The sequence below is a fragment of the Flavobacterium polysaccharolyticum genome (assembly GCF_038739875.1).
GTDB lineage: Bacteria > Bacteroidota > Bacteroidia > Flavobacteriales > Flavobacteriaceae > Flavobacterium > Flavobacterium polysaccharolyticum.
Genome location: NZ_JBCGDP010000013.1, coordinates 119,708 through 143,909 on the forward strand (window position 1 = coordinate 119,708; position 24,202 = coordinate 143,909).

Annotated in this window: 18 protein-coding genes; 12 read left to right on the forward strand and 6 right to left on the reverse strand. The window is 32.9% G+C overall.

Translation table 11 applies throughout. The features are described 5' to 3' along the window. Nucleotides 1-79: 79 nt before the first annotated feature. Nucleotides 80-2,236, reverse strand: a complete 2,157-nt coding sequence (locus WFZ86_RS13665; RefSeq protein WP_342692444.1) for a hypothetical protein — start codon at nt 2,234-2,236, stop codon at nt 80-82. Nucleotides 2,237-2,763: 527 nt separating this feature from the next. Here WFZ86_RS13665 and prfA point away from each other — a divergent pair. The 5 genes from prfA (at nt 2,764) to WFZ86_RS13690 (ending at nt 9,121) form a co-directional block, all read left to right on the forward strand. Continuing rightward, entirely contained in the window at nt 2,764-3,840 is a 1,077-nt protein-coding gene (prfA, locus tag WFZ86_RS13670) for a peptide chain release factor 1 (protein WP_342692445.1), read from the forward strand. Nucleotides 3,841-3,994: 154 nt separating this feature from the next. Continuing rightward, nucleotides 3,995-6,193: a DUF5723 family protein gene (locus tag WFZ86_RS13675; protein ID WP_342692446.1), complete on the forward strand. Its 2,199-nt coding sequence runs from the start codon at nt 3,995-3,997 to the stop codon at nt 6,191-6,193. Between the two features lie 109 nt (nt 6,194-6,302). Then, nucleotides 6,303-7,124, forward strand: a complete 822-nt coding sequence (pyrF, locus tag WFZ86_RS13680; protein WP_342692447.1) for an orotidine-5'-phosphate decarboxylase — start codon at nt 6,303-6,305, stop codon at nt 7,122-7,124. Nucleotides 7,125-7,431: 307 nt separating this feature from the next. Next, nucleotides 7,432-8,238, forward strand: a complete 807-nt coding sequence (locus tag WFZ86_RS13685) for an ABC transporter substrate-binding protein (protein WP_342692448.1) — start codon at nt 7,432-7,434, stop codon at nt 8,236-8,238. A gap of 97 nt (nt 8,239-8,335) precedes the next feature. Then, complete coding sequence (locus WFZ86_RS13690) at nt 8,336-9,121, forward strand: alpha/beta fold hydrolase (RefSeq protein ID WP_342692449.1); 786 nt, start codon at nt 8,336-8,338, stop codon at nt 9,119-9,121. A gap of 193 nt (nt 9,122-9,314) precedes the next feature. Here WFZ86_RS13690 and WFZ86_RS13695 read toward each other — a convergent pair whose 3' ends face one another. After that, nucleotides 9,315-10,034: a DUF4197 domain-containing protein gene (locus WFZ86_RS13695; protein WP_342692450.1), complete on the reverse strand. Its 720-nt coding sequence runs from the start codon at nt 10,032-10,034 to the stop codon at nt 9,315-9,317. 409 nt (nt 10,035-10,443) lie between these two features. Between WFZ86_RS13695 and WFZ86_RS13700 the strand changes: the two genes are divergently transcribed. The 3 genes from WFZ86_RS13700 (at nt 10,444) to WFZ86_RS13710 (ending at nt 14,838) form a co-directional block, all read left to right on the forward strand. After that, a complete protein-coding gene (locus WFZ86_RS13700) occupies nt 10,444-11,379 on the forward strand; it encodes a helix-turn-helix domain-containing protein (RefSeq protein WP_342692451.1) in 936 nt (311 codons plus the stop codon). Between the two features lie 107 nt (nt 11,380-11,486). Then, nucleotides 11,487-12,617: a nuclear transport factor 2 family protein gene (locus WFZ86_RS13705; protein ID WP_342692452.1), complete on the forward strand. Its 1,131-nt coding sequence runs from the start codon at nt 11,487-11,489 to the stop codon at nt 12,615-12,617. Between the two features lie 25 nt (nt 12,618-12,642). Then, entirely contained in the window at nt 12,643-14,838 is a 2,196-nt protein-coding gene (locus WFZ86_RS13710) for an outer membrane beta-barrel protein (protein ID WP_342692453.1), read from the forward strand. Between the two features lie 37 nt (nt 14,839-14,875). Here WFZ86_RS13710 and purU read toward each other — a convergent pair whose 3' ends face one another. After that, on the reverse strand, nt 14,876-15,730 hold the full coding sequence (purU, locus tag WFZ86_RS13715) for a formyltetrahydrofolate deformylase (RefSeq protein WP_342692454.1): 855 nt from the start codon (nt 15,728-15,730) through the stop codon (nt 14,876-14,878). A gap of 287 nt (nt 15,731-16,017) precedes the next feature. On the opposite strand from purU, the gene WFZ86_RS13720 reads away from it, so the two are divergent. Continuing rightward, nucleotides 16,018-19,458 carry a methylmalonyl-CoA mutase family protein gene (locus tag WFZ86_RS13720; protein ID WP_342692455.1) on the forward strand — a complete coding sequence of 1,147 codons (3,441 nt, stop codon included), beginning with the start codon at nt 16,018-16,020 and terminating at the stop codon, nt 19,456-19,458. A gap of 81 nt (nt 19,459-19,539) precedes the next feature. On the opposite strand, the gene WFZ86_RS13725 is transcribed toward WFZ86_RS13720, so the two are convergent. The 3 genes from WFZ86_RS13725 to WFZ86_RS13735 form a co-directional block, all read right to left on the reverse strand. Further along, nucleotides 19,540-19,938: a secretion protein gene (locus WFZ86_RS13725; RefSeq protein WP_342692456.1), complete on the reverse strand. Its 399-nt coding sequence runs from the start codon at nt 19,936-19,938 to the stop codon at nt 19,540-19,542. Nucleotides 19,939-20,355: 417 nt separating this feature from the next. Beyond that, entirely contained in the window at nt 20,356-20,754 is a 399-nt protein-coding gene (locus tag WFZ86_RS13730; protein WP_342692457.1) for a secretion protein, read from the reverse strand. Between the two features lie 367 nt (nt 20,755-21,121). Continuing rightward, entirely contained in the window at nt 21,122-21,517 is a 396-nt protein-coding gene (locus tag WFZ86_RS13735; RefSeq protein WP_342692458.1) for a secretion protein, read from the reverse strand. Nucleotides 21,518-21,702: 185 nt separating this feature from the next. Here WFZ86_RS13735 and WFZ86_RS13740 point away from each other — a divergent pair, with 185 nt between their 5' ends. The 3 genes from WFZ86_RS13740 to WFZ86_RS13750 all read left to right on the forward strand — a co-directional run bounded on the left by WFZ86_RS13740 (nt 21,703) and on the right by WFZ86_RS13750 (nt 24,067). Then, the gene (locus WFZ86_RS13740; protein WP_342692459.1) at nt 21,703-22,575 is read left to right on the forward strand and encodes an AraC family transcriptional regulator; all 873 of its coding nucleotides are present in this window, start codon (nt 21,703-21,705) and stop codon (nt 22,573-22,575) included. Between the two features lie 66 nt (nt 22,576-22,641). Next, nucleotides 22,642-23,493, forward strand: coding sequence for an alpha/beta hydrolase (locus tag WFZ86_RS13745; RefSeq protein ID WP_342692460.1), 852 nt, complete (start codon nt 22,642-22,644; stop codon nt 23,491-23,493). Between the two features lie 73 nt (nt 23,494-23,566). Beyond that, a complete protein-coding gene (locus WFZ86_RS13750; protein ID WP_342692461.1) occupies nt 23,567-24,067 on the forward strand; it encodes a hypothetical protein in 501 nt (166 codons plus the stop codon). Nucleotides 24,068-24,202 lie beyond the last annotated feature (135 nt).

Consider the following 24,202-nt stretch of genomic DNA (forward strand, 5'->3'; position numbering starts at 1 on the left):
TATTGTTTTTTTGGTTTTCGTGAATGTAAACATTTGAGAGGCGCACTCCGTTCCGTTCGGGGCGGAGCCGTCTACTCGATTAGTAGACGTTTTTTTCTATATAAGCAGTTTCCCAGTCTTTAAATAATATTAAATCAGCTCTTCCTAAATTGCTATATAAAAGAAATTCAGGAATAGTTTCCGAGTAATGGAGTTTTTTATCGGAAGTTAGTTTTTGTATATGTTCGTCTAGCTCACTATAAAGTTTCCTTCTTTCTGAAAAAACTAAAGAATCCATTAATGCTTTTGAGTTTGATTTTACGAATTCATCAGTAGAGATTTTATATTTCTTTTGAATATTTAAGTAAGTTTCACTTAATGTTGATGTTCTTATTATATGACAAATAAATTCCAGCCAATTTTTATGTATAATTTGTTTTATTGCAAAAGGTAGTTTTTCAAGAATTCTTAAGTAAAGAAAAGATCCAGAATTAATTGCAATAGGAATGTATGTTGAAGTAACGGATAAACTACCAGCTTCGAAAAATGCATTTGCAATTATGTTATATGTTCCATAAGTAGGCGCTGTTCCACAAGCTGATATAAAAACTATTGGAGCATAAATTTCATTCTCTATTACAAATTTACCATCCAAAATTTCATTTCCAATTTTTAAGAAAGTTGTTTTGGATTCATCGTCCACTCCACCGTGACAATCAAATATTAATATATCTGGTTTCAGAAGGTGTACAAAATGTTTAACTTCATTCAGAGATAAACAGTGTCGAACTGCAAAGCCATTTTTTATAGAAGACTCATAAACCCTGTCATGCCAAAATTTGAATGGGTCTTCATTATTTCCTAATATAACTAAAGTTTTAGTTATGGTTTCAGTCGTAATTGAAAATCGAAAAGTTTTATTTATAGCATGTATAGACATTAATCCATGTAATGACGTCTCTGGAAGACGGCAAACATCATGTGTAAAAATCAAAGGAATATTATTTATTGTTAGCCATTCAATAGGTAAATCTGTAATTGCTACAATTTGACCATCTCTTTCTTTTATAGTATCTTGTAAATTTGGACTAAGTACTTTTTTAGAAAGTTTATTACCAAATTGTAGGATTGAGCGCCTTAATTTTTTGCGATTTAGAGGATTACTAAGAGATGCGAAAGAAAGACTTCTAAAAAATGATAATTCTCTATAAATAGATTTTCCTTGTATTGGCAATCTTAATACTGGACTAAATGCAAAAGATGAATGCAAAAAAGAGACATTATCTAGAAAAGTTATCCTTTCTTTTACAATATGACTTCCCGCAATAGCCATTGTTATAGTTTTTTTTGTGGTAACATTTGAAATGTAGTTTTCAGTTTGCTCAGTTTGAATTAAGTCAATAACATCATTATTTTTGTATAAACTTTTTATGTCTGGATTATTAAATGGCAATATTAAAATTAATGGGGATACTTTTGGTTCAATGTTAGTAACCAATTTTATTAGGCCTTTTTTTAAAGAAATCATTTGGAAAAAGTCAATGTTATTAATTTGGCTTAAATAGGAATTTTGTCTTTCAAAAGAATTTGGGACTTTTCCAGCCTTTTGAGTTTCTGCTTCATTTTTTTTATTTATTTCTTGGACAGACTCATCAGATGAAACTACAAAATTGCCAATTATGCTATTAAGGAGAAAGTAGTTATTTCTAGTTGGAATAAAATAAAAGAATGGATTAAAATTCTTATAGATTATGTTAACTGAAGGATTTATTATAAAATTATTTATTCCTAACGCTTTCAATATTGAATCCTGTCTTTCGACTAATAACTGGACAAAATCTTGATAATTTAAAACTATATTTTTGGCAGATAAATTGAAATCATTTAAATTTCTGAAGTGAAAATAGATTTTTTCTGAATTTTTAAATTTAGCAAATATATTTTTGTGAATTTCAGATTTAGAATCTAAAAAAACTAAAGTCAATTGTGGAGTTGTTTCTAATAAGTCAATTAATGAAGTAAAGCTATGGGAGTAAAAAAATGAAAAATCAATACCATTTTGATTCAAAGTCCGATTACACAATTCTAAAAATTCTAAAGAGTCTGATAGTTGAAGTAAATCTACTGGAACCATTTTTAAAAACTCAATAACTTCGTTATTAAATTCCACTGGTGGTAAAAAAGAATTATTGAATTCTGAGTAATCACTAACTTGTATATAACTTATTGATGTTATATTTTTTCTACGTATTTCCATAAAATGGCTTATAACTAGTGTATAAACGCTATACAATAGCGACTATACCCTCAAAATTGGGTAGATAATCGCAGTTTTATCTCGTTTTATTGTCTTTTTCAAATATATACAATTTTCATTACAAAATTTGTTGCTGAATAATTGTTTTTAGTTTGTTTTTGAAGTTTGGGATTAAAAAAAACACAACCCCAACCCCTAATAACTCCATATGTTTATTTTTTTTTGGAGTCGTTGAATCTTTGATTTCGAGAGGGGAGTCGTTGTGTGAATTTTAGAGATTTTTTTAATGAATTCTTATTATTGGAATTTAAAAATTGGAATTTCGATTCGTGTTGCGTTACCGTTTCTAGCCCTGATGGGAGCGGCATCCTGTGGCTCTGGGGTTCAGAGCCACAGATATAGCGGACAGCAGGGCACGAGCGAAGCGAACTGGCGAAGCATTAAGCTCCTAAAAAAATCTGAAAAGGGGTTTCTGTAAATTGCTTTCTTTTTTGTATTTTTGCCGTCCAAAATATAAGGACAAGAATATGTTAGATAGACTTCAATATGTAAAACAGCGTTTCGACGAGATTTCGGATTTGATTATTCAGCCGGATGTTATCGCGGATCAAAAACGATATGTGCAACTCAACCAAGAATATAAAAGCATTAAAGCGTTGGTTGAAAAAAGAGAAGAATACATTATTGTCTTAGCCAATATTGATGAGGCTAACGAAATCATTGCTGATGGTAGTGATGCCGAAATGGTGGAAATGGCCAAAATGCAGTTAGAGGAAGCCAAAGAGCGTTTGCCACAACTGGAAGACGAAATCAAGTTTATGTTGATTCCGAAAGATCCAGAAGATGCGAAGAACGTAATGGTCGAGATTCGTGCGGGTACGGGTGGAGATGAAGCGAGTATTTTTGCAGGAGATTTGTTCCGTATGTACACCAAATATTGCGAAAGTCAAGGGTGGAGAACATCGGTTGTGGATATGAATGAAGGAACTTCGGGTGGTTTCAAAGAGGTGATTTTTGAGGTTACAGGAGAGGACGTTTACGGTACTTTGAAGTTTGAAGCGGGTGTTCACCGTGTACAACGTGTACCACAAACAGAAACTCAAGGACGTGTGCATACTTCGGCAGCAACGGTTATGGTGCTTCCAGAAGCAGAAGAATTTGATGTGCAAATTGATATGAATGATGTTCGTGTGGACTTTTTCTGTTCGTCAGGACCTGGTGGACAATCGGTAAATACTACCAAATCTGCTGTTCGTTTGACGCACATTCCAACTGGTTTGGTGGCGCAATGTCAGGATCAAAAATCTCAACATAAGAATAAAGACAAGGCGTTGAACGTATTACGTTCTCGTTTGTACGAAATGGAATTGGCCAAAAAACAAGCGGAAGATGCTTCAAAACGTACGTCGCAAGTGAGTTCAGGCGACCGTTCTGCTAAAATTCGTACTTATAATTATGCGCAAGGTCGTGTAACGGATCACCGAATTGGTTTGACCTTATATGATTTGGGTAACATCATGAACGGTGATATTCAGAAAATTGTGGCCGAATTACAATTGGTGAACAATATGGAGAAATTGAAAGAAGCTAGCGAGGTTTTTTAATTTAGCAATAGCAACCCAAAAAAGAACATTTACTTACAAGTTCTAAGTAAATGTTTTTTTTGTGCCTGCAACACTAAAAAATAATTAAAATCTTAATAAAGTTTACATAAAAAAATAATTTAAGTCTTAATCACTATTTAACCAATTTATTTCAATGAAAAAAACTATACTATTTTTCATGTTCATGATAGTTGTAACGTCTGTCAATGCTCAGTCTTATGTGGGCTATACTTCGGATAACTATGCAGGAATTCAAGGGGTACTTTACAATCCAGCCTCTATTGTTGACTCTCGTTTTAAAACCGATATTAATTTATTCTCGATTAGCGCTTCTGCTGGAAATGATTTGTATGGGGTTAAGTTTAGCGACATTTTTAAAAAAGACTATGATTTTGATCGTCAATCAAAATTTACTCCTACATCAAACAACAATGCCGTTGTAAATGTTGATTTTTTAGGCCCATCGTTTATGTTCAATATTGCTCCAAAACATTCTATAGCAATATTTACAAGAGCAAGAACGATAACCAATGTGGTAAATGCAAATGGTAATTTGATTGACGAAGTTAAGGAAGGACTTGACTCTTCGAATGATTTTGCTTATTCTGTTGGGAATTTAAATACCGTTTCAAATTCTTGGGGAGAAGTTGGGATATCCTATGCTGCGGTTATTTTGAATAAAAATCAAAACTTTCTAAAAGGAGGTCTTACTATCAAATATTTGCAAGGTGGTGTAAATGGTTATGCTAATAGTAAGGATTTGTCAGCAACATTTGTTAAAAATAATGCAAATCCTCAATTGAGTGTTTTAGCTTCAAATGGTCTTGTAACGATAGGAGGAAGCCAAGATTTTGAAAATAATTCAGATATTGAATTTGATGCCAATTCTAGTGGGTTAGGTTTTGATCTAGGTTTTCAATATGAATGGAGACCTGATTATGAAAACTATGATTTGAATAACGCAAAGCCTGTAGATAATAACTTTAAGCCTTTGAATAAATATAAGTTGCGTTTTGGGATATCTGTAACAGATATTGGATCAATTAATTATTCAAATGCCAAGCAAGACACTTATGATGTAACAGGCGTAGTGACACAAGAAACAGTGGATAATATCGGCGATGTATATGAGTTTTTTAACGATAATTATACCAAAGTTGCTACAAAAAGAGGGATAAAAACAAGTTTACCAACAGCTTTGCATGCTAATGTGGACTGGAACATACACCGTAAGTTTTATTTGAACTTAAACAGTGATTTTAGTTTAGTAAATAAAAATGCCGTTAATAAAAATAGTATTGCCAATGCTGTAACGCTAACGCCACGTTTTGAAACAAGATGGTTTACTTATGCAATTCCTGTTAGCTATATGGAATATACGGGGACTCAAGTAGGATCTTCTTTGAGATTTGGACCTCTTTTTATCGGATCGAGCTCAGTTTTAACAAATTTAGTGTCTAGTAATTCAAAAGGCGCTGATATTTATGTAGGTATTAAATATCCAGTTTGCCAAAAGAAGTTTAAAGACACTGATGAAGATGGAGTTTTGGATAAATTTGATGCTTGTCCTAAGGTTGCTGGTCCTGTCGAAAATAATGGTTGTCCTTGGCCTGATACAGATGGCGATTCAGTGGTAGATAAAGATGATAAATGCGCTACTGTAGCTGGCCCAACAGAAAATAATGGTTGTCCTTGGGGCGATGCCGATAAAGATACTCTTTTGGATAATGTTGATGGGTGTCCTACGGTTGCTGGTCCTATTGAAAACAAAGGTTGTCCTTGGCCAGATACAGATGGGGATAGTGTTCTTGATAAAGATGATAAATGTCCAAAAGAAAAAGGATTGGTTGACAATGGAGGTTGCCCACTATATGATGCTGATAAAGATGGAATTGTAGATAAAGAAGATGCTTGTCCAACGATTTCTGGTCCAGCAAGTAATAAAGGCTGTCCAGAAGTTACCAAAGAAGTATTGAAAGAATTAAAAGTTCAAGCTAGTGCTGTATTTTTTGTTACAGGAAAAGCAATCTTGCAAACTAGTGATAAAGGAGAAACTGACGGGAGATTGGATGCTATTAAGGAAATAATCAAAAATTATCCTAATGCGAAATTCTCTATCGAAGGTCATACCGATAGTGTAGGAAATCCAATTGCAAATCAAAAACTCTCAGAAGCAAGAGCCAAAGTGGTGATGAATGCTTTGGTTGCTAAAGGAATAAATCCAGATAATTTAACATTTAAAGGATTTGGTGATACTAAACCAGTAGCTAGTAATAAAACGGCTAAAGGGAGAGCTCAAAATAGAAGAACTGAAGTGATACATGTAGGAACTATCAATGAAGGTAAATTATAATTTTTTTTAATTCTGAAGAAAGCCATTCTTAATTGAATGGCTTTTTTTATTTTTGCACACCACTTAACCCAATACACTTCTTAGAAAAGAGGACAAATTAGCAATAGAAATGACTACACAACAACTATTAGAACAAATCCAACTCAAAAAATCATTTCTATGCGTAGGCTTAGATGTTGACTTGAATAAAATACCTTCTCATTTGTTAGCAACGGAAGATCCTATCTTCGAATTCAATAAAGCCATTATCGATGCGACCCACGATTTATGTGTGGCCTACAAACCCAATACAGCTTTTTTTGAAGCGTATGGCATAAAAGGTTGGCAGTCGTTGCAAAGAACGATTGAATATATCAATGCCAATTATCCTGAACTCTTTACGATTGCGGATGCAAAACGTGGCGATATTGGGAATACTTCTTCGATGTATGCTAAGGCCTTTTTTGAGGATTTGAACTTTGATAGTGTAACGGTAGCACCTTATATGGGGAAAGATTCGGTAGAACCATTTTTGGCTTTCGAGAATAAACATACGATTATGTTGGCTTTGACGTCTAATGAAGGTGCTTTTGATTTCCAAACCTTATCTGTAAATGGCACAGAATTGTACAAACAGGTTTTAGAAACTTCAAAATCATGGAAGAATAGCCAAAATTTGATGTATGTCGTTGGTGCCACCAAAGCAGAATACTTTACTGAAATTCGTAAAATTGTCCCTGATAGTTTCTTGTTGGTTCCGGGTGTTGGCGCACAAGGAGGAAGTTTGTCTGAGGTTTGCAAATACGGATTGAATAGTCAAGTTGGTTTGTTGATTAACTCGTCTCGCGCTATTATTTACGCTTCGAATAAAGAAGATTTTGCGGAAGTTGCTAGAAACGAAGCTTTGAAAATGCAACAGGAAATGGAGGAGATTCTTAAGTTAAGGGGTTGAAATTTTGAGGTTTAAAGGTTTAATATTTAATATTTAATATTTAATATTGTTTGTTTAAACCGTTGCGTTCTTTACGTAAATCCTTGCGATTAAGTTTTTTCAAACCATTTAAGGCATTTAAGGTTATTGAAGTTTTTTCTTTGTGAACTTTGTGAAAATCCTTGTGCCCTTTGTGGTTAAATATTTTACAACGAAGAAACGCTAAGAAGTTACGAAGCTACACAAAGGTGTTATGTTGAACTTTGTGTGCTTTGCGTAAATCCTTGTGACCTTTGCGGTTAAATTTTTGTGTTTAAGTTTAAATAATATGAAACAACTAACAGATCAAATCGGTACTTCTCATTTTTTTGAATCGACACCTCGTCGAATTGTATCGTTGGTTCCCTCACAAACTGAGTTGTTGTTTGATTTAGGATTAGAGGACCAAATCGTTGGAATTACCAAGTTTTGTGTGCATCCAAATCATTTGCTTAAGACCAAAAAAATTGTCGGAGGCACCAAACAGGTTCATTTTGATAAAATCAAAGCCTTACAACCTGATATCATTATCTGCAACAAAGAAGAAAATACACTAGAAATGGTGCAAGAGCTTTCTGAAATTGCGCCAGTTTGGGTAACTAATGTAGTTACGATTGTAGATAATTTACAAATGATTACCGATTTTGGGTTGCTTTTCGATACAACTGCCAAAGCTCAAGCTTTGAATCAAAGTATAGATTTGGCTTTGGCTGATTTTACGACTTTTGTAGCAACTATTCCTGTTCAAAAAGTAGCTTATTTTATTTGGAAAAAGCCTTATATGGTGGCAGGATCAGCTACTTTTATCAACGAGTTGTTACGATTGAATCGATTCGATAATTTTTTTGGAACGCAATCCCGTTACCCCGAAATAGCTGTTGATGCGTCGACTCGATATGACGCTGTTGATTTGGTATTGCTTTCTTCGGAACCTTATCCTTTTAAAAACGAAGATTTAGCCGAATTCACTTCCTTGTTTCCAAACGCCAAAATACGTTTAGTCGATGGCGAGTATTTCTCTTGGCACGGCAGCCGATTGTTGAAGGCTATTTCTTATTTCAAAAAATGGCATAAAGAGTTGTTTATTGATGTTTAAGTTGTAGGTGGATAATGATTTGTGTTTAGATTGCTAATTTCAATTCATTAATTGGCTTTTAAAATTATTATTCTATTTTTACAAAAAAAACTAACGAATGCTTAATTATACGATTTATAAGAATGAAACAAGTACGCAATGGGTAACTTTTGTCCATGGTGCTGGTGGGAGTTCGTCGATATGGTTTAAGCAAATTCGAGATTTTCAAAAACAATACAACGTTTTACTTTTGGATCTTAGAGGGCATGGAGAATCTAAACCAACCCTGAAAACGGCTTTTAAGCAGAAATATACTTTTTCAGCTTTGGCGAATGATATAGTGGAAGTTTTAGAGCATTTAAAAATTGAACGTTCTCATTTTGTTGGGATTTCATTAGGTACGATTTTGATTCGTCAATTGGCAGAAATGTATCCTCAAAAAGTGCAAAGTATGATTTTGGGTGGTGCTATTTTGAAAATGAATTTCCGTTCTCAAATTTTAATGCGTTTGGGTAACGCCTTCAAATATGTATTGCCTTACTTAGTATTGTATCGCTTTTTTGCGTTCGTTATTATGCCTAAGAAAAGTCATAAGCAGTCGAGATTGTTGTTTATCAATGAAGCTAAAAAATTATATCAAAAAGAGTTTATAAAATGGTTTAAACTCACAGCCGAAATTAATCCTGTGCTGAAATGGTTCAGACAAGTAGAATTGAATATTCCTACACTTTACATTATGGGAGAAGAAGATTATATGTTTTTGCCTTCTGTTCGAAAGGTAGTCGAGAATCATTATCGTTCTTCAAAACTTTTTGTTATTGAAAAATGTGGTCATGTGGTGAATGTTGAGCAACCTTTGGCTTTCAATGCAGCCGTTCTTTCTTTTCTAAATACTGCGCAATAAAAAATGCCGACATCTTGAGATATCGACATTTTTATAACTAACCAAAACCAAATAATAAATAACCAGTTTATTACATTACAAAGGTCAGGAATAAGTCGAGATGTCTTTGTTAAAATTATGTTATTACTTTGTTGTCAATAAGTTAAGTCTGTTTAACAACGTTTTTTTGGTATTTTTTTCTTGTTATATTATGTTAATCTTGCATAGCAAAAACCTTCTTTAAAACAGTCGAAGTTCTTGATTGTAAATTGGTTCTGATGTTTTTTTCTTCAATGGCAATCATTTTAAAAACGCCTTCAAGTGCTTTGTTTGTAACATAGTCATTTAGGTCGGGATTGATTTTTGATACTAAAGGAACGGTATTGTATTTTTGGATAATGTTGTTCCAAATTTTATCGGCTCCAACTTTTCCGATGGATTGTTGTACTATTGGAATAAACTTATCGTATAATTCTTTGTTTGTCGATTGCTGTAAATAGGTTGTTGCTGCATTTTCATTGCCCATCAAAATAGTTTTAGCGTCTGCAATTTTGATGTTTTTTATAGCGGCTACAAACACTGGAGTTGCTTCTTTTACAGCGTCTTCTGCGGCTCTGTTAAGGGTTTTAATTCCGTCGTCGGCTAGAGAACCCATTCCTAGTTTGCGCAAGGTTTTATCAACTTTGGACAATTCTTCGGGCATTACGATTTTGACCAATTCATTTTTGTAGAAACCATCTACTTGGGTCAGTTTAGAAACTTGTTCTGTGATCCCCTTGTTTAAAGCTTCTTTTAGTCCAGCGGCGATATCTACAGTTCCATTTTTGTTTAAAAGACCAGTTGCCGTTTCGGATGATTTTTTTAGAATGTTTTTGAATTGAGCGTTACTAATTGCGGGTAAAATTAATAGTAATAAGAATAAGGCTTTTTTCATTTTAGTTTTAATTTTTTTCAAAAGTAGGGAAATGAAAGGTTTTGTCAATTTTAAATTTTCCCAAAAAAATGTAAAATGTTTTTTTTAAACTCAGGATCTATATTTAGATATTTGATCTTATATTTGAGTGGTAATATTAGTATTGAAAAAACAACTATTAATTCTTGTATGAAATAGTATCAACAGACTAGAAATGTTTTTTCAACGAGTAGGATTGATGGGAAGTTAACAGGTATTTTAGCTAATATTGCAAAAAAACAAATATAGTAAAAATGAATTTCACGAAAGAGCTCTTGTTTTTTTTAGTGCATTGGGTACATTCAATGGCTTAATCTTAAGTTGCTATTTTTTCTTTTTCACTAAGAAGAAACGTCTTTCCAATTATTTTTTAGGTATATTATTGTTGGCATTGAGCATCAGAATAGGTAAATCTGTTTTTTTGTTTTTCAAACCAGATTTGCCAAGGATTTATTTGCAAATTGGACTTTCAGCCTGTTTTTTTATTGGCCCAGCATTATTTTATTTTGTAAAATCATCTATTGAACAAACTATTGTTATTCCTAACAAATGTAAATGGAATTTTGTTGTTTTGTTAGCTGTTATTTTACCTGTAGGAATTGTATTTCCGTATGAAACCTATCCGAAATATTGGAATCTCTATTTCGTGAAAATAATTTACTTGCAATGGTTTGTCTATATCTTGGTAACGGGATTTTTGCTCAGAACAATGCTGTATAAATTATTTTCAATACGCAAAACAGCAACAGATAGGAAATTTGGTGGGTTTGAAAAATGGTTGTTGAGTATCTATATCGGTAATATACTTATTTTTACTTCTTATGTTTTAAGTTTACTGCCAATCAATTATCCAATTTATATTAGTGGTTCAATTGCTTATACGTTTATACTATACATTTTCATATTAAAACTTTTATATAGAAAAAAAACAGATGATTTGTTTTTTCCTAGTTTAAATAAATACGGGACTAAAAAGGTTGATGATGACACAGCTGCCGCTTTGATTGAAAAACTAAATCATTTAATGCTTGAAAAAAAAATATACCGAAACGCCAATCTTACTTTAAGTGAATTATCAAAAGAAATCAATATTTCGGCACACCAATTGTCACAACTTTTGAATGATAATATGGGTAAAAACTTTACCGCTTTTATCAACGAATACCGCATCAAAGATGCTTGTACTATTATGGTTTCAGAGAATAAACTAACATTGGAAGGTATCGGCTATGAAGTGGGGTTTAATTCCAAATCTACTTTCTTTGCTACTTTCAAGAAATTAAAAGGCACAACTCCAGCCATTTTTCTTCAAAATGCGTATAAATAGTCCAAATATATAAATCCGTACTACTGATTTCTGATTTTTACCCTTTGAATTGATTGATGTTTTGCAATTTCGCAGCATTAATAATCAATTAAACATTTCAAAAGGTTATGAAAAAAGTCATCTATTTTATCGCACTATTATTTTTGCCAATTTGTTTATTGGCACAAACAGAAGAAGCATCTGTTAAAAAATGTATTGAAAATTACATTAATGGGAGTTCTTACAACAAACCGGATAGCATCGAAAAGGCATTTTATCCCGAAGCCAATCTATTTTTAAGTCATAAAGACAAAGACCTTTGGATTGTGCCAGTTAAGGAATACACCAAATGGTTTGAAAAAGGTATTCAGGGGCAGTTTAATGGTCGAATAGGCAGAATCATCTCAATTGATTTGTATAACAATATAGCTTTGGCTAAAGCAGAAATAGTAATACCTAATAAAAAAGTAGAATATATTGATATGTTTTTGCTCAAAAAGATTCAAGGCGAATGGAAAATAATCAGTAAATCCGCAAGTAGTTTAGAGTCTAACAAGTCAGGACGAAATATCCTATTCATTGTTTCTAATGCCCATTACTATGGCAAATCAACCATAACAACAGGCAATAGTTTTTCTGAAATAGTAAATGCTTATGATACTTTTAAAACAGCAGGATACACCGTCGATTTTGTAAGTCCAGAAGGAGGCAGTATTCCATTAGGGTATATCAACACCTCCGACACTTTGCAAAAGCAATATTTATACGACCAAGATTTTATGTATGCTCTAAAAAACACTAGAAAGCCAGCTGAAATTGATTCAAAAAAATACAAAGCTGTTCATTACATTGGTGGTGGATCTGCCATGTATGATGTACCTGAAAATGTAGCAATTCAAACTATTGCTTTAAAAGTATATGAAGAAAATAAGGGCATTATCTCTTCTGTTTGTCATGGAACCGCAGGAATTGTAAACTTAAAAACAAATGACGGCAATTATCTAGTGGCAGGAAAAAAAATTAGTGGTTACCCTGATTCATTCGAAAAACAAGATGGAGAATATTTTAAGTATTTCCCATTCTTAATTCAAAAGACAATTGAAGAAAGAGGAGGAGTTTTTAAGTTCTCTGCTCGTAGCGTCTCACATATAGAAACAGACGGAAGAATCGTTACTGGACAAAATTTTGAATCGTCAAGAGGTGTAGCTTTAAAGATTATAGAATTAATAAATGGCAGTTTTGCAATTTCACAGTATTAAATTCTATCCTCTCAATTCAAAAAAAATGAAAAGGAAAAAGCTATTGCTATTACCATTAGTATTTATTTCAATGCTTGGAAATGCTCAAGCAATTAATACGATAACAGAAATTACAAATTCTAAAAATAAAGTTGAAAAGGATACTGTAAAGATTGGAAAAAAATCCACAGTCGATTTAGATGAAGTGAAAATTGTGTCTAAAGTACCTTTGTTTAGGAATAAATCAAACGGGACGGTAGAGGTGAATGTAGCCAATACCATTCTAGCTACAAGTACCTCTGTAATTGAAATTCTTTCTAAATCGCCTAATGTTATTGTTGCAGAGAATGGAGTATCTGTTTTTGGAAAAGGAGAAGCTATAATTTATTTGAACGGTGTACAAATAACGAATGAACGCTTAGCCTCTTTATCTGCCTCCCAGATAAAGAAAATAGAAATTATATCAAATCCATCTTCAAAATATGATGCCGAGGGTAAAGCAGTTATTAATGTAATTACGATTGCAAATTTTGAAGAGGGATATAAAGGGACCGTCAATCAATATTATACTGTATCTGATTTTTCCGCTCCAAGCTCTACCTCTAATGTTAACATAAACTATAGAAAAAAGAAACTATCATTGATTGGTAGCTATGGTTTACTACTTGGAGAATCCAGAGAAGTTTTAAATACAACAAGAACAAGGCCACCAGAAATTGATGATTTTAAATCAAAATTAAAAACGGATTGGGAAAGAGAATATAAAAATTTCTCCAACTATACCCTAGGAGGTCAATATGATTTTAACGAAAAGAAAAATATCTCAGTTGAGTATAGTGGATATTCGAATAATCTAGGAGGGACTACTAAAAGTGAAAATAGTATAACTTCTAATACTATGGACGGTTTTTTTAAAAGTAAGATTTATAATGACGTTATAACCAATAATAATTCAATTTCGGCAAATTACAACACAAAAATAGATAGCCTGGGTACTTCTTTATTTATTGGAACTCAGTACTCTCTTTTTGATTCAGATACAAATGATTACATTGATGAAAATAATAGTGTGAATGGGGAAGAATCATTTAGGAATTTAAACAATATAATAGGTCATAAAATTAAAGTTTTTAGTTCGCAAATTGATTATGCAAAAGTCTTTAGTAATAAAGGGGAACTTGACTTTGGGGCAAAATACAGCAACGTTGGAAACAAATCTGTTTCTGATTTTTATGTTGCTAAAAACGGTAATTCATTTGTTTTGGATAAGGGGCTATCTAATGATTTTAAATATCAAGAGATGATTTCTGCGGTTTACATGAATTATGCTGGAGAAATTAATGAAAACACTAATTACGGTATCGGAATACGAAGTGAGTTTACTAAATATGATTTGAATACCATTATTCAAAAAAGGGAAGATTATATAGATTTTTTTCCAAGTTCGTATATCAATATGAAATTGTCTGGAAAAACTCAAATTAGAGTTTCTTACTCATCAAGAGTGACCAGACCCAGATATCAAGCTTTGAATCCCACTATTATTTATCAAGATGCATTTATAACCATCGAAGGGAACCCTGAATTAAAACCTGAAAGAACGCAATCATTTGAAATAGCAACATCAATAAGTAAATATAATTTTAAAGTAGGGTACAATTATACCACAGACCCAATTTCTGGTGCAGCATTAGAAGGAGATAATGAAAATTCATATGTGTTAAAAACTTTAAACCTGAGTACGTTGCAGTCCTATTTTGCATCGCTTTCTGTTCCCTACAGTAATGATTGGTGGACGTCTATGAATACCGTTAATGTGAGCTATGATGAATTTACATCCAATGATATAATTTTTAGTCTAAAAGAGAGTAAGCCACTTTATTATTTTTATTCCAGCAATCAATTTGATATTAAAAAAGTATTTAAAATTCAATTGTTAGGATGGTATTTGGGAGAGAAATATGATGGTCTTTTTTATCGAAAAAGTCGTTCGCTACTTACTTTAGGAGTCGAAAAGAATTTTTTTAATCAATCCTTAAAAGTAAAGCTCATGGCAAACGATATATTTCATAAGGATAAACCAGAGGGAAATTATGAAGTGGGTCAAACATTTGTTGAATATGGAAGAACACTCAATACTGACTACTATAGACTTATACTAACTTACGATTTCGGAAAATTGAAAAAAGTTAACTACGGAAATACATCATCAGGCGAATCTGAGAGCGGAAGAGCTAGGTAAGTAAATCGAATTTATAATGATAAAACGGTTGTGCTTCCTAAGAAAACACAACCGTTTTGTTGTTATACACCATAGTTTTTCGTTCAGCATGCAATTTAATGGCTCTTGCCAAAACCATTCGTTCTAAATCGCGTCCTTTCATAATAAAATCTTCAATGGAATGACTGTGGGTTACACGAGCAATATCTTGTTCGATAATTGGGCCTTCGTCCAAACCTTCGGTTACATAATGACTAGTAGCACCAATAATTTTTACGCCGCGTTTAAAGGCAGAATGATAGGGTTTTGCCCCAGGAAAAGCGGGTAAAAAGGAATGATGAATATTGATAATGTTGCTTTGGTATTTTTCTATCAGTTTCGGGGTTATGATTTGCATGTAGCGCGCCAAAACAATGAAGTCGATATTGTATTGATCTAGTAATTCCAATTGTCCTTTTTCGCCAATTTCTTTGATTTCTTTGGTAAAAGGAACGCAATAAAAAGGAATAGAAAATTGTTCGGCTACTTTTCTTAAATCTTCATGATTGCTAATGATAACTGGGATTTCAAGAGATAATTCGCCAGCGCTATAACGCCCCAAAATATCGTATAGGCAATGATCGTATTTAGAGACAAATAAGGCCATTCTAGGTTTTTGCTGTTGCGGATAAATTTTCCAATCCATATCAAATGGAAGGGCTAGATTGGTTTCAAAATCAGCTTTTATGGCTTCGACAGGCCATTTTTCCGATTCTAATTCGCATTCTAGTCGCATAAAAAAAACATTTTCATCGGCATCAACGTGTTGGTCCAAATAAATAATGTTTCCTTCTATCGAGGCGATATAGTTAGTAACTGAGGCTATAATTGACTTTTGGTCTTTACAATGAATGAGGATGGTAATTTTTTGCATTTTTTCTTTTAATTATGCTTTATTTCTAGGTTTTAAAATGTTTTTATCATTAAACGTGATGAATGACTATTTTTTTGTTTATTTGAGGTTGAGATCTTGTTTGTTTATTTGACAAAAGAAAACGTTTTCTTTTGATTCTATTGCGATTAGTTCTCCTTTTTTACCAAAACTAACTTATTTTTTTTAAGAAATAGCAGCATTTAGTTGTTTTATGTTAATTCAATAAAATGTCGATTTTTATTTTAAAAAATGTGTAATTTGGCACTATAAATTATCATATTCATAAAATGGAACCACAAAAACCTTATATTCCTGTTAATAAAGTAAGAATTGTTACGGCAGCTTCTCTGTTCGATGGCCATGATGCTGCCATAAATATTATGCGTCGTATTATTCAGTCAACTGGGGTGGAAGTAATTCATCTAGGACACGATCGAAGTGTTGAAGAAGTGGTGAATACCGCTATTCAAGAGGATGCCAATGCTATTGCAATGACTTCTTATCAAGGGGGACATAACGAGTACTTTAAATATATGTATGATTTGCTTCAAGAAAAAGGAGCAGGACATATCAAGATTTTTGGTGGAGGCGGAGGGGTTATTTTACCTTCAGAAATTGAAGAATTACATCAGTACGGTATCACCAGAATTTATTCTCCAGATGATGGACGTGCGATGGGCTTACAAGGTATGATTAATGATTTGGTGGAACGTTCTGATTTTGCTATTGGCAATCAATTGACTAATGAATTAGAATTAATCGAAGATAAAACACCAACTGCGATTGCAAGACTTATTTCGGCGGCAGAGAATTTTCCTGAAATTGCAAAACCAATTTTTGATACAATTCATACTAAAAATGAAACTTCTAAAATTCCCGTTCTAGGAATCACAGGAACCGGTGGAGCAGGAAAATCTTCTTTGGTAGATGAATTGGTAAGACGATTTTTAATTGATTTCCCCGAAAAAACAATCGGATTAATCTCTGTAGATCCATCGAAACGTAAAACAGGTGGAGCTTTATTAGGCGATAGAATTCGTATGAATGCAATCAATAATCCTAGAGTATATATGCGTTCGTTGGCGACACGTCAATCTAATTTGGCTTTGTCTAAATATGTAGCCGAAGCGATTCAGGTACTTAAGGCGGCGAAATACGATATTATTATTTTAGAAACTTCAGGAATCGGGCAATCGGATACTGAAATTATGGATCATTCAGATGTTTCATTATATGTAATGACACCTGAGTTTGGAGCAGCTACGCAATTGGAAAAAATTGACATGCTTGATTTTGCCGATTTAGTGGCCTTGAATAAATTCGACAAGCGTGGTGCTTTGGATGCGCTTAGAGATGTGAAAAAGCAATACCAACGCAATCATAATTTATGGGATGTAAATCCTGATGAAATGCCTGTTTTTGGGACGATTGCTTCTCAGTTTAACGATCCAGGAATGAACACACTCTACAAATCGATTATGGATAAAATTGTAGAGAAAACCAGTTCTGATTTAAAATCGACTTTCAAAATTACTCGCGAAATGAGTGAGAAAATTTTTGTCATTCCGCCACATCGCACGCGTTACTTATCTGAAATTGCTGAGAACAACCGTAAATACGATGAAACGGCTTTAAGTCAAGAGCAAGTAGCTCAAAAGTTATACGGAATATACAAAACAATCGAGACGGTTTCCAATAAGAAACCAGAACTCAATAAAGCTGGAATTGATGACGCATCTGTATTGCCATCAGCTACAGCACCACATGACGAAAACCGAATCTTTTTGAATTTACTTTTGAATCAATTCGACAAAGTAAAAATGGATTTAGATCCTTACAATTGGGAAATGATTCTGACTTGGAATGAAAAAGTGAATAAATACAAGAATCCAGTTTATACTTTTAAGGTTCGCGATAGAGAAATCAAAATGGCGACACATACCGAAAGTTTGTCGCATTCGCAAATTCCTAAAGTGGCTTTGCCTAAGTACCAAGCTTGGGGCGATATTTTGCGTTGGTGTTTGCAAGAAAATGTCCCAGGTGAATTTCCATTTACTGCAGGATTATATCCTTTTAAACGTGAAGGAGAAGATCCTTCACGAATGTTTGCAGGTGAAGGTGGACCAGAGCGAACTAACAAACGTTTTCATTATGTAAGTGCAGGTTTACCAGCCAAAAGACTTTCAACTGCTTTTGATAGTGTGACTTTATACGGAAACGATCCACATATTCGTCCTGATATTTATGGTAAAATCGGAAATGCAGGAGTTTCTATTTGTTGCTTGGATGATGCTAAAAAATTGTATTCGGGTTTTGATTTAGTGCATGCTATGACTTCGGTGAGTATGACAATCAATGGACCAGCACCTATGTTGCTTGGGTTTTTTATGAATGCGGCTATCGATCAACAATGTGAGATGTATATCAAGCAGAATGATTTGGTTGATGAAGTGGAAGCTAAGATAAAAGCGATTTACCAAGAAAAAGGAGTAGAGCGTCCAAAATATCAAGGTGATTTACCAGAAGGTAATAATGGTTTGGGATTACTACTTTTGGGAGTAACTGGTGATCAAGTGTTGCCATTGGAAATTTATAATGAAATAAAAGCTAAAACGCTAGCGCAAGTTCGCGGAACCGTTCAAGCCGATATTTTAAAAGAAGACCAAGCGCAAAACACTTGTATTTTCTCTACGGAGTTTGCATTGCGACTAATGGGGGATGTTCAGGAGTATTTTATTGCTAAAAATGTTAGAAATTTTTATTCGGTTTCTATTTCAGGATATCATATCGCAGAGGCTGGGGCTAATCCTATTACACAATTGGCTTTTACTTTGGCCAATGGTTTTACTTATGTAGAATACTACTTGAGTAGAGGAATGAATATTAATGATTTTGGACCGAATTTATCGTTCTTTTTCTCGAATGGTGTCGATCCAGAATATGCAGTTATCGGTCGTGTAGCTAGAAAAATTTGGGCGAAAGCCTTGAAAAATAAATATGGTGCTAATGAAAGAGCTCAGATGTTGAAATACCATATTCAAACTTCAGGTCGTTCGTTGCATGCTCAGGAAATTGATTTCAATGATATTCGTACGACTTTGCAGGCTTTGTACGCAATTTATGATAACTGTAATTCCTTACACACCAATGCATATGATGAGGCGATTACTACGCCAACAGAAGAATCGGTGCGTAGAGCGATGGCGATTCAGTTGATCATCAATAAAGAGTTAGGTTTGGCTAAAAACGAAAATCCAATTCAAGGTGCTTTTATCATCGAAGAATTGACTGATTTAGTGGAAGCTGCTGTTTTACAAGAATTTGATAGAATTACAGAACGTGGTGGTGTACTTGGGGCTATGGAAACAATGTACCAACGTTCTAAAATTCAGGAAGAAAGTTTGTATTACGAAACATTAAAGCATACAGGTGAGTTCCCAATTATTGGGGTAAACACGTTCTTGAGTTCTAAAGGATCTCCAACGGTGATTCCAGCTGAAGTTATTCGTGCTACCGAAGAAGAAAAGCAATATCAAATCACCATGTTGAATAATTTACAAAAAGCAAATGCTGATTTGGTAGCTCAACATTTGAAAACCTTACAAGAAGCAGCAATCAAGAATGAAAACATCTTCGATCATTTGATGGAAGCAACAAAAGTTTGTTCTTTAGGGCAAATTACGGCTTCTTTGTTTGAAGTAGGTGGACAGTACAGAAGAAATATGTAATCCTGTCAATTGCAATAAATCAAGAAAGGCTGTCAATACTGACAGCCTTTCTTTTTAAAACACACTTTAAAAAACCAATTTTTAGTTATTCGCAACGGCAAGGTATTTTTTTGCACTGTTTTTGTAAACCTCCGCTATTGCTTTTCTGTTCAAAACCGTTTCTTTGTCTGAAATAGTGATTTCATGTTTTACGGTTTTTAAATTGTTTTCTACCACCAAGATATACTTGCCTTCAGGGAATTCTTCCAAACTATAGGTTTTAGAAATTCCTTTTAATCCCGAAGCATATTCTGAGAATAGAAGATTATTGTCTGCATCATAGATAGAAACTGTAACTTTTTGTTGTCCATTGAGAGCAAAGCTAATTTCGTTTCCTTTTCCTTTTTTTACATTGAGTAAAAAATCGCCTTCAATTGCGTAAGTGTTTAGACTAGCTAAAGCAAATACTACCACTAAACTTAATTTTGAGATTGTTTTCATGATTCTTGTTTTAAGTTGTTAGTTAAAATTTCTGATGCTAAAGTAGCCTAACAATCGAAATCATAACACAACAGAATTTTCTAATTTAGGTGTTATTTTTTCTTTTCGAAAACGATATAGTGTTAATTGGGGTAAAATAGAATAGTGTTTTGGTAATTCTGTATAGCTTGTGATTTTAGTTTTTTGATAAAAGTGTGAATTATGTTTAAAATATTAGCTTTTTTGGTTCTATTTATTGATTAATGTTTGTTAAAATTGATTTTTTATTGAATATAATAAAAAATTGCAACTTTTTTTGTTTAAACAATTTTTATTCCTGTGAATTTTTAGGGAATACTCAAGGCTTGACTAGAAGGAGATAAAAAAAGACCGTCTATGAGACGGTCTAGAATGAGAATGAAGTTAGTGTTGTTATATTTATTTGACTTCAAGTAGTTTTTTATCCTCGGCTTCTTTAAGGTATACTTCTAAAACAGGCCTTTTACTTAGTACAGCTGACGAGGCATTAACTTTAATTTCATGTTTAACCGATTTGTAATCAGTGGTAACAATCAAATAGTATTTGCCTTCTGGGAATTCATCAAGATTGTAAGTTTTGGAGATGCCTTTTTGTCCAGATGCCTTCTCTGAAAACAATACATTATGATTTATATCATATATCGTAACCTTAATTTTTTGCTGTCCGTTGAGAGCAAAGCTAATTTCGTTTCCTTGTCTCTTTTTTACATTTAGTAAAAAATCGCCGTCGATAGCATAGGTGTTTAAACTAGCTAATGCGAATAAAGCCACTACACTTAATTTTGAGATTGTTTTCATAATTCTTGTTTTAAGTTGTTGGTTAAATTTCTGAGGCTAAATTAGAGTAACCTATACGAAAGGAGCACAACTAAATTTTCTAATTTTAATGCTAAATTGTCTTTTCGAAAACGATATAGTGAAAATTAGGATAAATAAGCATATGTTTTGGGTAAAATAGAATATCTTTTTTTTGATTTTTAGATTGGTTTATTTATTAAAAAAGCGCTTGATTTCTTTGTTTTGATGAATTTACTTTATTAGTTTAATGATTTCTTTGAAAATAATTTAAGATATAGCTTGTTGGTTGATAAGTAGATTGCAAAAAAAAAGCCGTCAATAAATGACAGCTTTTAAAAAGTATGAATTTTTATGGTCGAAGTACTAATTAATTAAAAGCAACATTTTGATTTGCGAAAGAAGTCTTGTAAACTTCTAAATAGGCTCTTTTGCTCAAAGTTGCTTCAGAAGCTCCTACTTTAATTTCGTGCGTTACTTCTTTAAGATCAGTTTTTACTACCAACGTATAGGTTCCCATTGGTAATTCGTCCAGATTGTAGATTTTTACAATTCCATTTTCACCTTTAGCGTTTTCAGAAAAAATTAAGTTGTTTTCTACATCATATATAGCGATATAAGCTTTTTGAATGTCATTCATAGCAAAGCTAATTTCGTTTCCTTTACCTTTTTTTACGTTAAGTAAAAAATCTCCATCTACTGCATAAGTGTTTATACTTGTTAATGCAAAAAGTGTTACTAAACCTAATTTATTCATCATTTTCATATGTTCATTTTTTTAAATTATTAGTCATTATTTATTTTGCTAAATTACTTTGATCCTGCTAAGATCTGCACAACACATTTTTCATGATTCTATGCTATTTTGTCATTTACGAAAACGTTATATGTTAAAAAAGGTAAAATTGTATTGATATTTGATAGCTTTGTTAATACCCAATTCTTAAGCCTATGAAAAAAGTTGAAGCAGCATTAGAAGTCATTTCTCCTTCTTACGGAAGTTCATTTACTATTGCTAAGTATGATGATAACACTAATAGTAAATCCCATTTATGGCATTATCATCCAGAAATCGAATTGGTTTATGTTCAAGGGGGTACTGGAAAGCGACAAATAGGAAGTCATCTTTCTTATTTTACAGATGGTGACCTTATATTAATAGGTAGCAATTTGCCTCATTGTGGATTTACCAATGCGCAAACGGGTAATAAATCAGAAACGGTCATCCAAATGAAACCTGATTTTGTTGGGAATGATTTCTTTTCTATCCCTGAGATGGCGTCGGTAAAAAATTTGCTACAACAAGCCAAAGCTGGAATTGCTTTTTTAGGAGAAAGTAAAGCTAGAATTGGAGCAAAGATTGAAATCATGGATCAGTTGGATCCTTTTAATAGACTGATGATGCTTTGGAGTGTGCTTCATGATATGAGTGAGTCTAATGAAAGTATTATTTTGAATGCGGTTGGTTTTTCGTTAGAATTGCAAGTTCAGGATAACGACAGAATTAATGTTGTCTTTAATTACGTAAAAGACCATTTTCAAGAACCTATTGCTTTAGAAGAAGTGGCTGATTTGGTTAGCATGACGATTCCTTCTTTTTGTAGGTATTTCAAGAAAATAACAAATAAGACTTTTACCACTTTTGTTAATGAATACAGAATCGTACACGCATCTAAGCTTTTGGCTGAAAAACCGATGAGTATTAATGAAGTGTGTTTTGAGAGTGGTTTTAATAATTTTAGTCATTTCAATAAATCGTTCAAAGCCTATACGGGCAAAAGCGCTTCTCAATATCGCAACGAATTGAAAACAATTTTAAAGTAAGTTGTCATATTTTACAGAAATTTCAAACCTTAAGTTTTGTAAATTGCATAAAATAAATTTTACAAAATGAAAAAGTTGAAATCTATATTCTATTTGTGTTTGTTTTTTAACAGCACATTTATTTTTGCGGCCAAAGTTGATACACTGCAAGTAGCAAGTGTGGCGATGAATAAAACCTACAAAGCCGCAGTTGTACTTCCTAATTCCTATACAAAAAGTAAAACGGCATATCCAGTTTTGTATTTGTTGCATGGTGCTTATGGGCATTTTAATGATTGGTTGAGCAAAACCCCAAATAAAGAAGTAGTTAAAAATCTAGCCGATCAATACGATATAATTATTGTAATGCCAGAAGGGGAGACTTTTAGTTTTTATTTGGATAGCCCAGTTAATTCAGGTAGCCAATTCGAGACTTTTATTACTAAGGAGGTAATTGGCGCAGTTGATAAAACGTATAGAACAATTGCTGATAAGCGAGCTCGTGCTATAACAGGTTTGTCAATGGGAGGACATGGTGCACTTTATTTATCGGCCAAACATCCAGAATTATTTTGCGCAGCAGGAAGTATGAGTGGAGCTGTTGATATGAGCGTTATGCTCAATAGAGAATCTTCGGCGCAAGTAATACAATTGATGCAGCCTGTTTTTGGCGATCAAAGTGGTAACCAAGAGATGTATGCGAAATACGCGGTTTTAAGAATGATCGATACTATTAAGGCTAATAAATTGCCTTTAATAATAGATTGTGGTGTTGATGATTTTTTAATTGAACCGAACAGAGAATTACATCGCAGATTGGTGTATAATAAAGTAGAGCATGACTATACAGAGCGACCAGGAGCGCACACTTGGGAATATTGGGAAAATGCATTGCCTTATCATGTTTTGTTTTTTAGTAAAATAATTTCTAGAAAATAGCTGTTTTGGAATGATTCGGAATTTTGGTTCGATTTTTGAACAGAACATTATATAACTTAAAAATTAAATAATTATGAAACGTATAATTACATTATTTGCTGTTATAGGATTAATAGCATTTTCTGGTTGCACAACTAATGATGATAATGTGGATTCAGATACTATTGCAGAAGTATTTGAGCTAAAAAATGTGAATTTTGATTATAACATAACAGATGGTTATAATATTTACAGATCTTTAAATCCTAAAATTTATGCTTCTGATGTTGTCTTGATTTATAGAATGATTGGAACTATTGATGCTTCGACACCGGTTTGGCAACAAATTCCTAGAACAGTGTTTACCTCGCAAGGTGAATTAGATTATGATTTTGATTTTAGTAAAGAGGATTTTACAATCTATGCAGGTGGTAATTATAACTTGGCTTTAACTCCTCAATTTTTAAACAATCAAACATTTAGAATTGTGATTGTACCAGGATATTTTTCTAAAAACCTTGATACTAATAACTATATTTCAGTTATGAAAGCTTTGAGTTTAAATGAAAGTCAAGTACAACAAATCAGATTGTAATTTTTTATTTTTGTCTAGTCCTGAAAAAGTGATACAGGATTAATAAAAAATAAAAGTACAATTTTAGACAGTAGCAAGCTCAGGTTTGCTACTGTTTTTTGTTTTATAGGTTCTCATTTTAATTTTGTTTTGGTG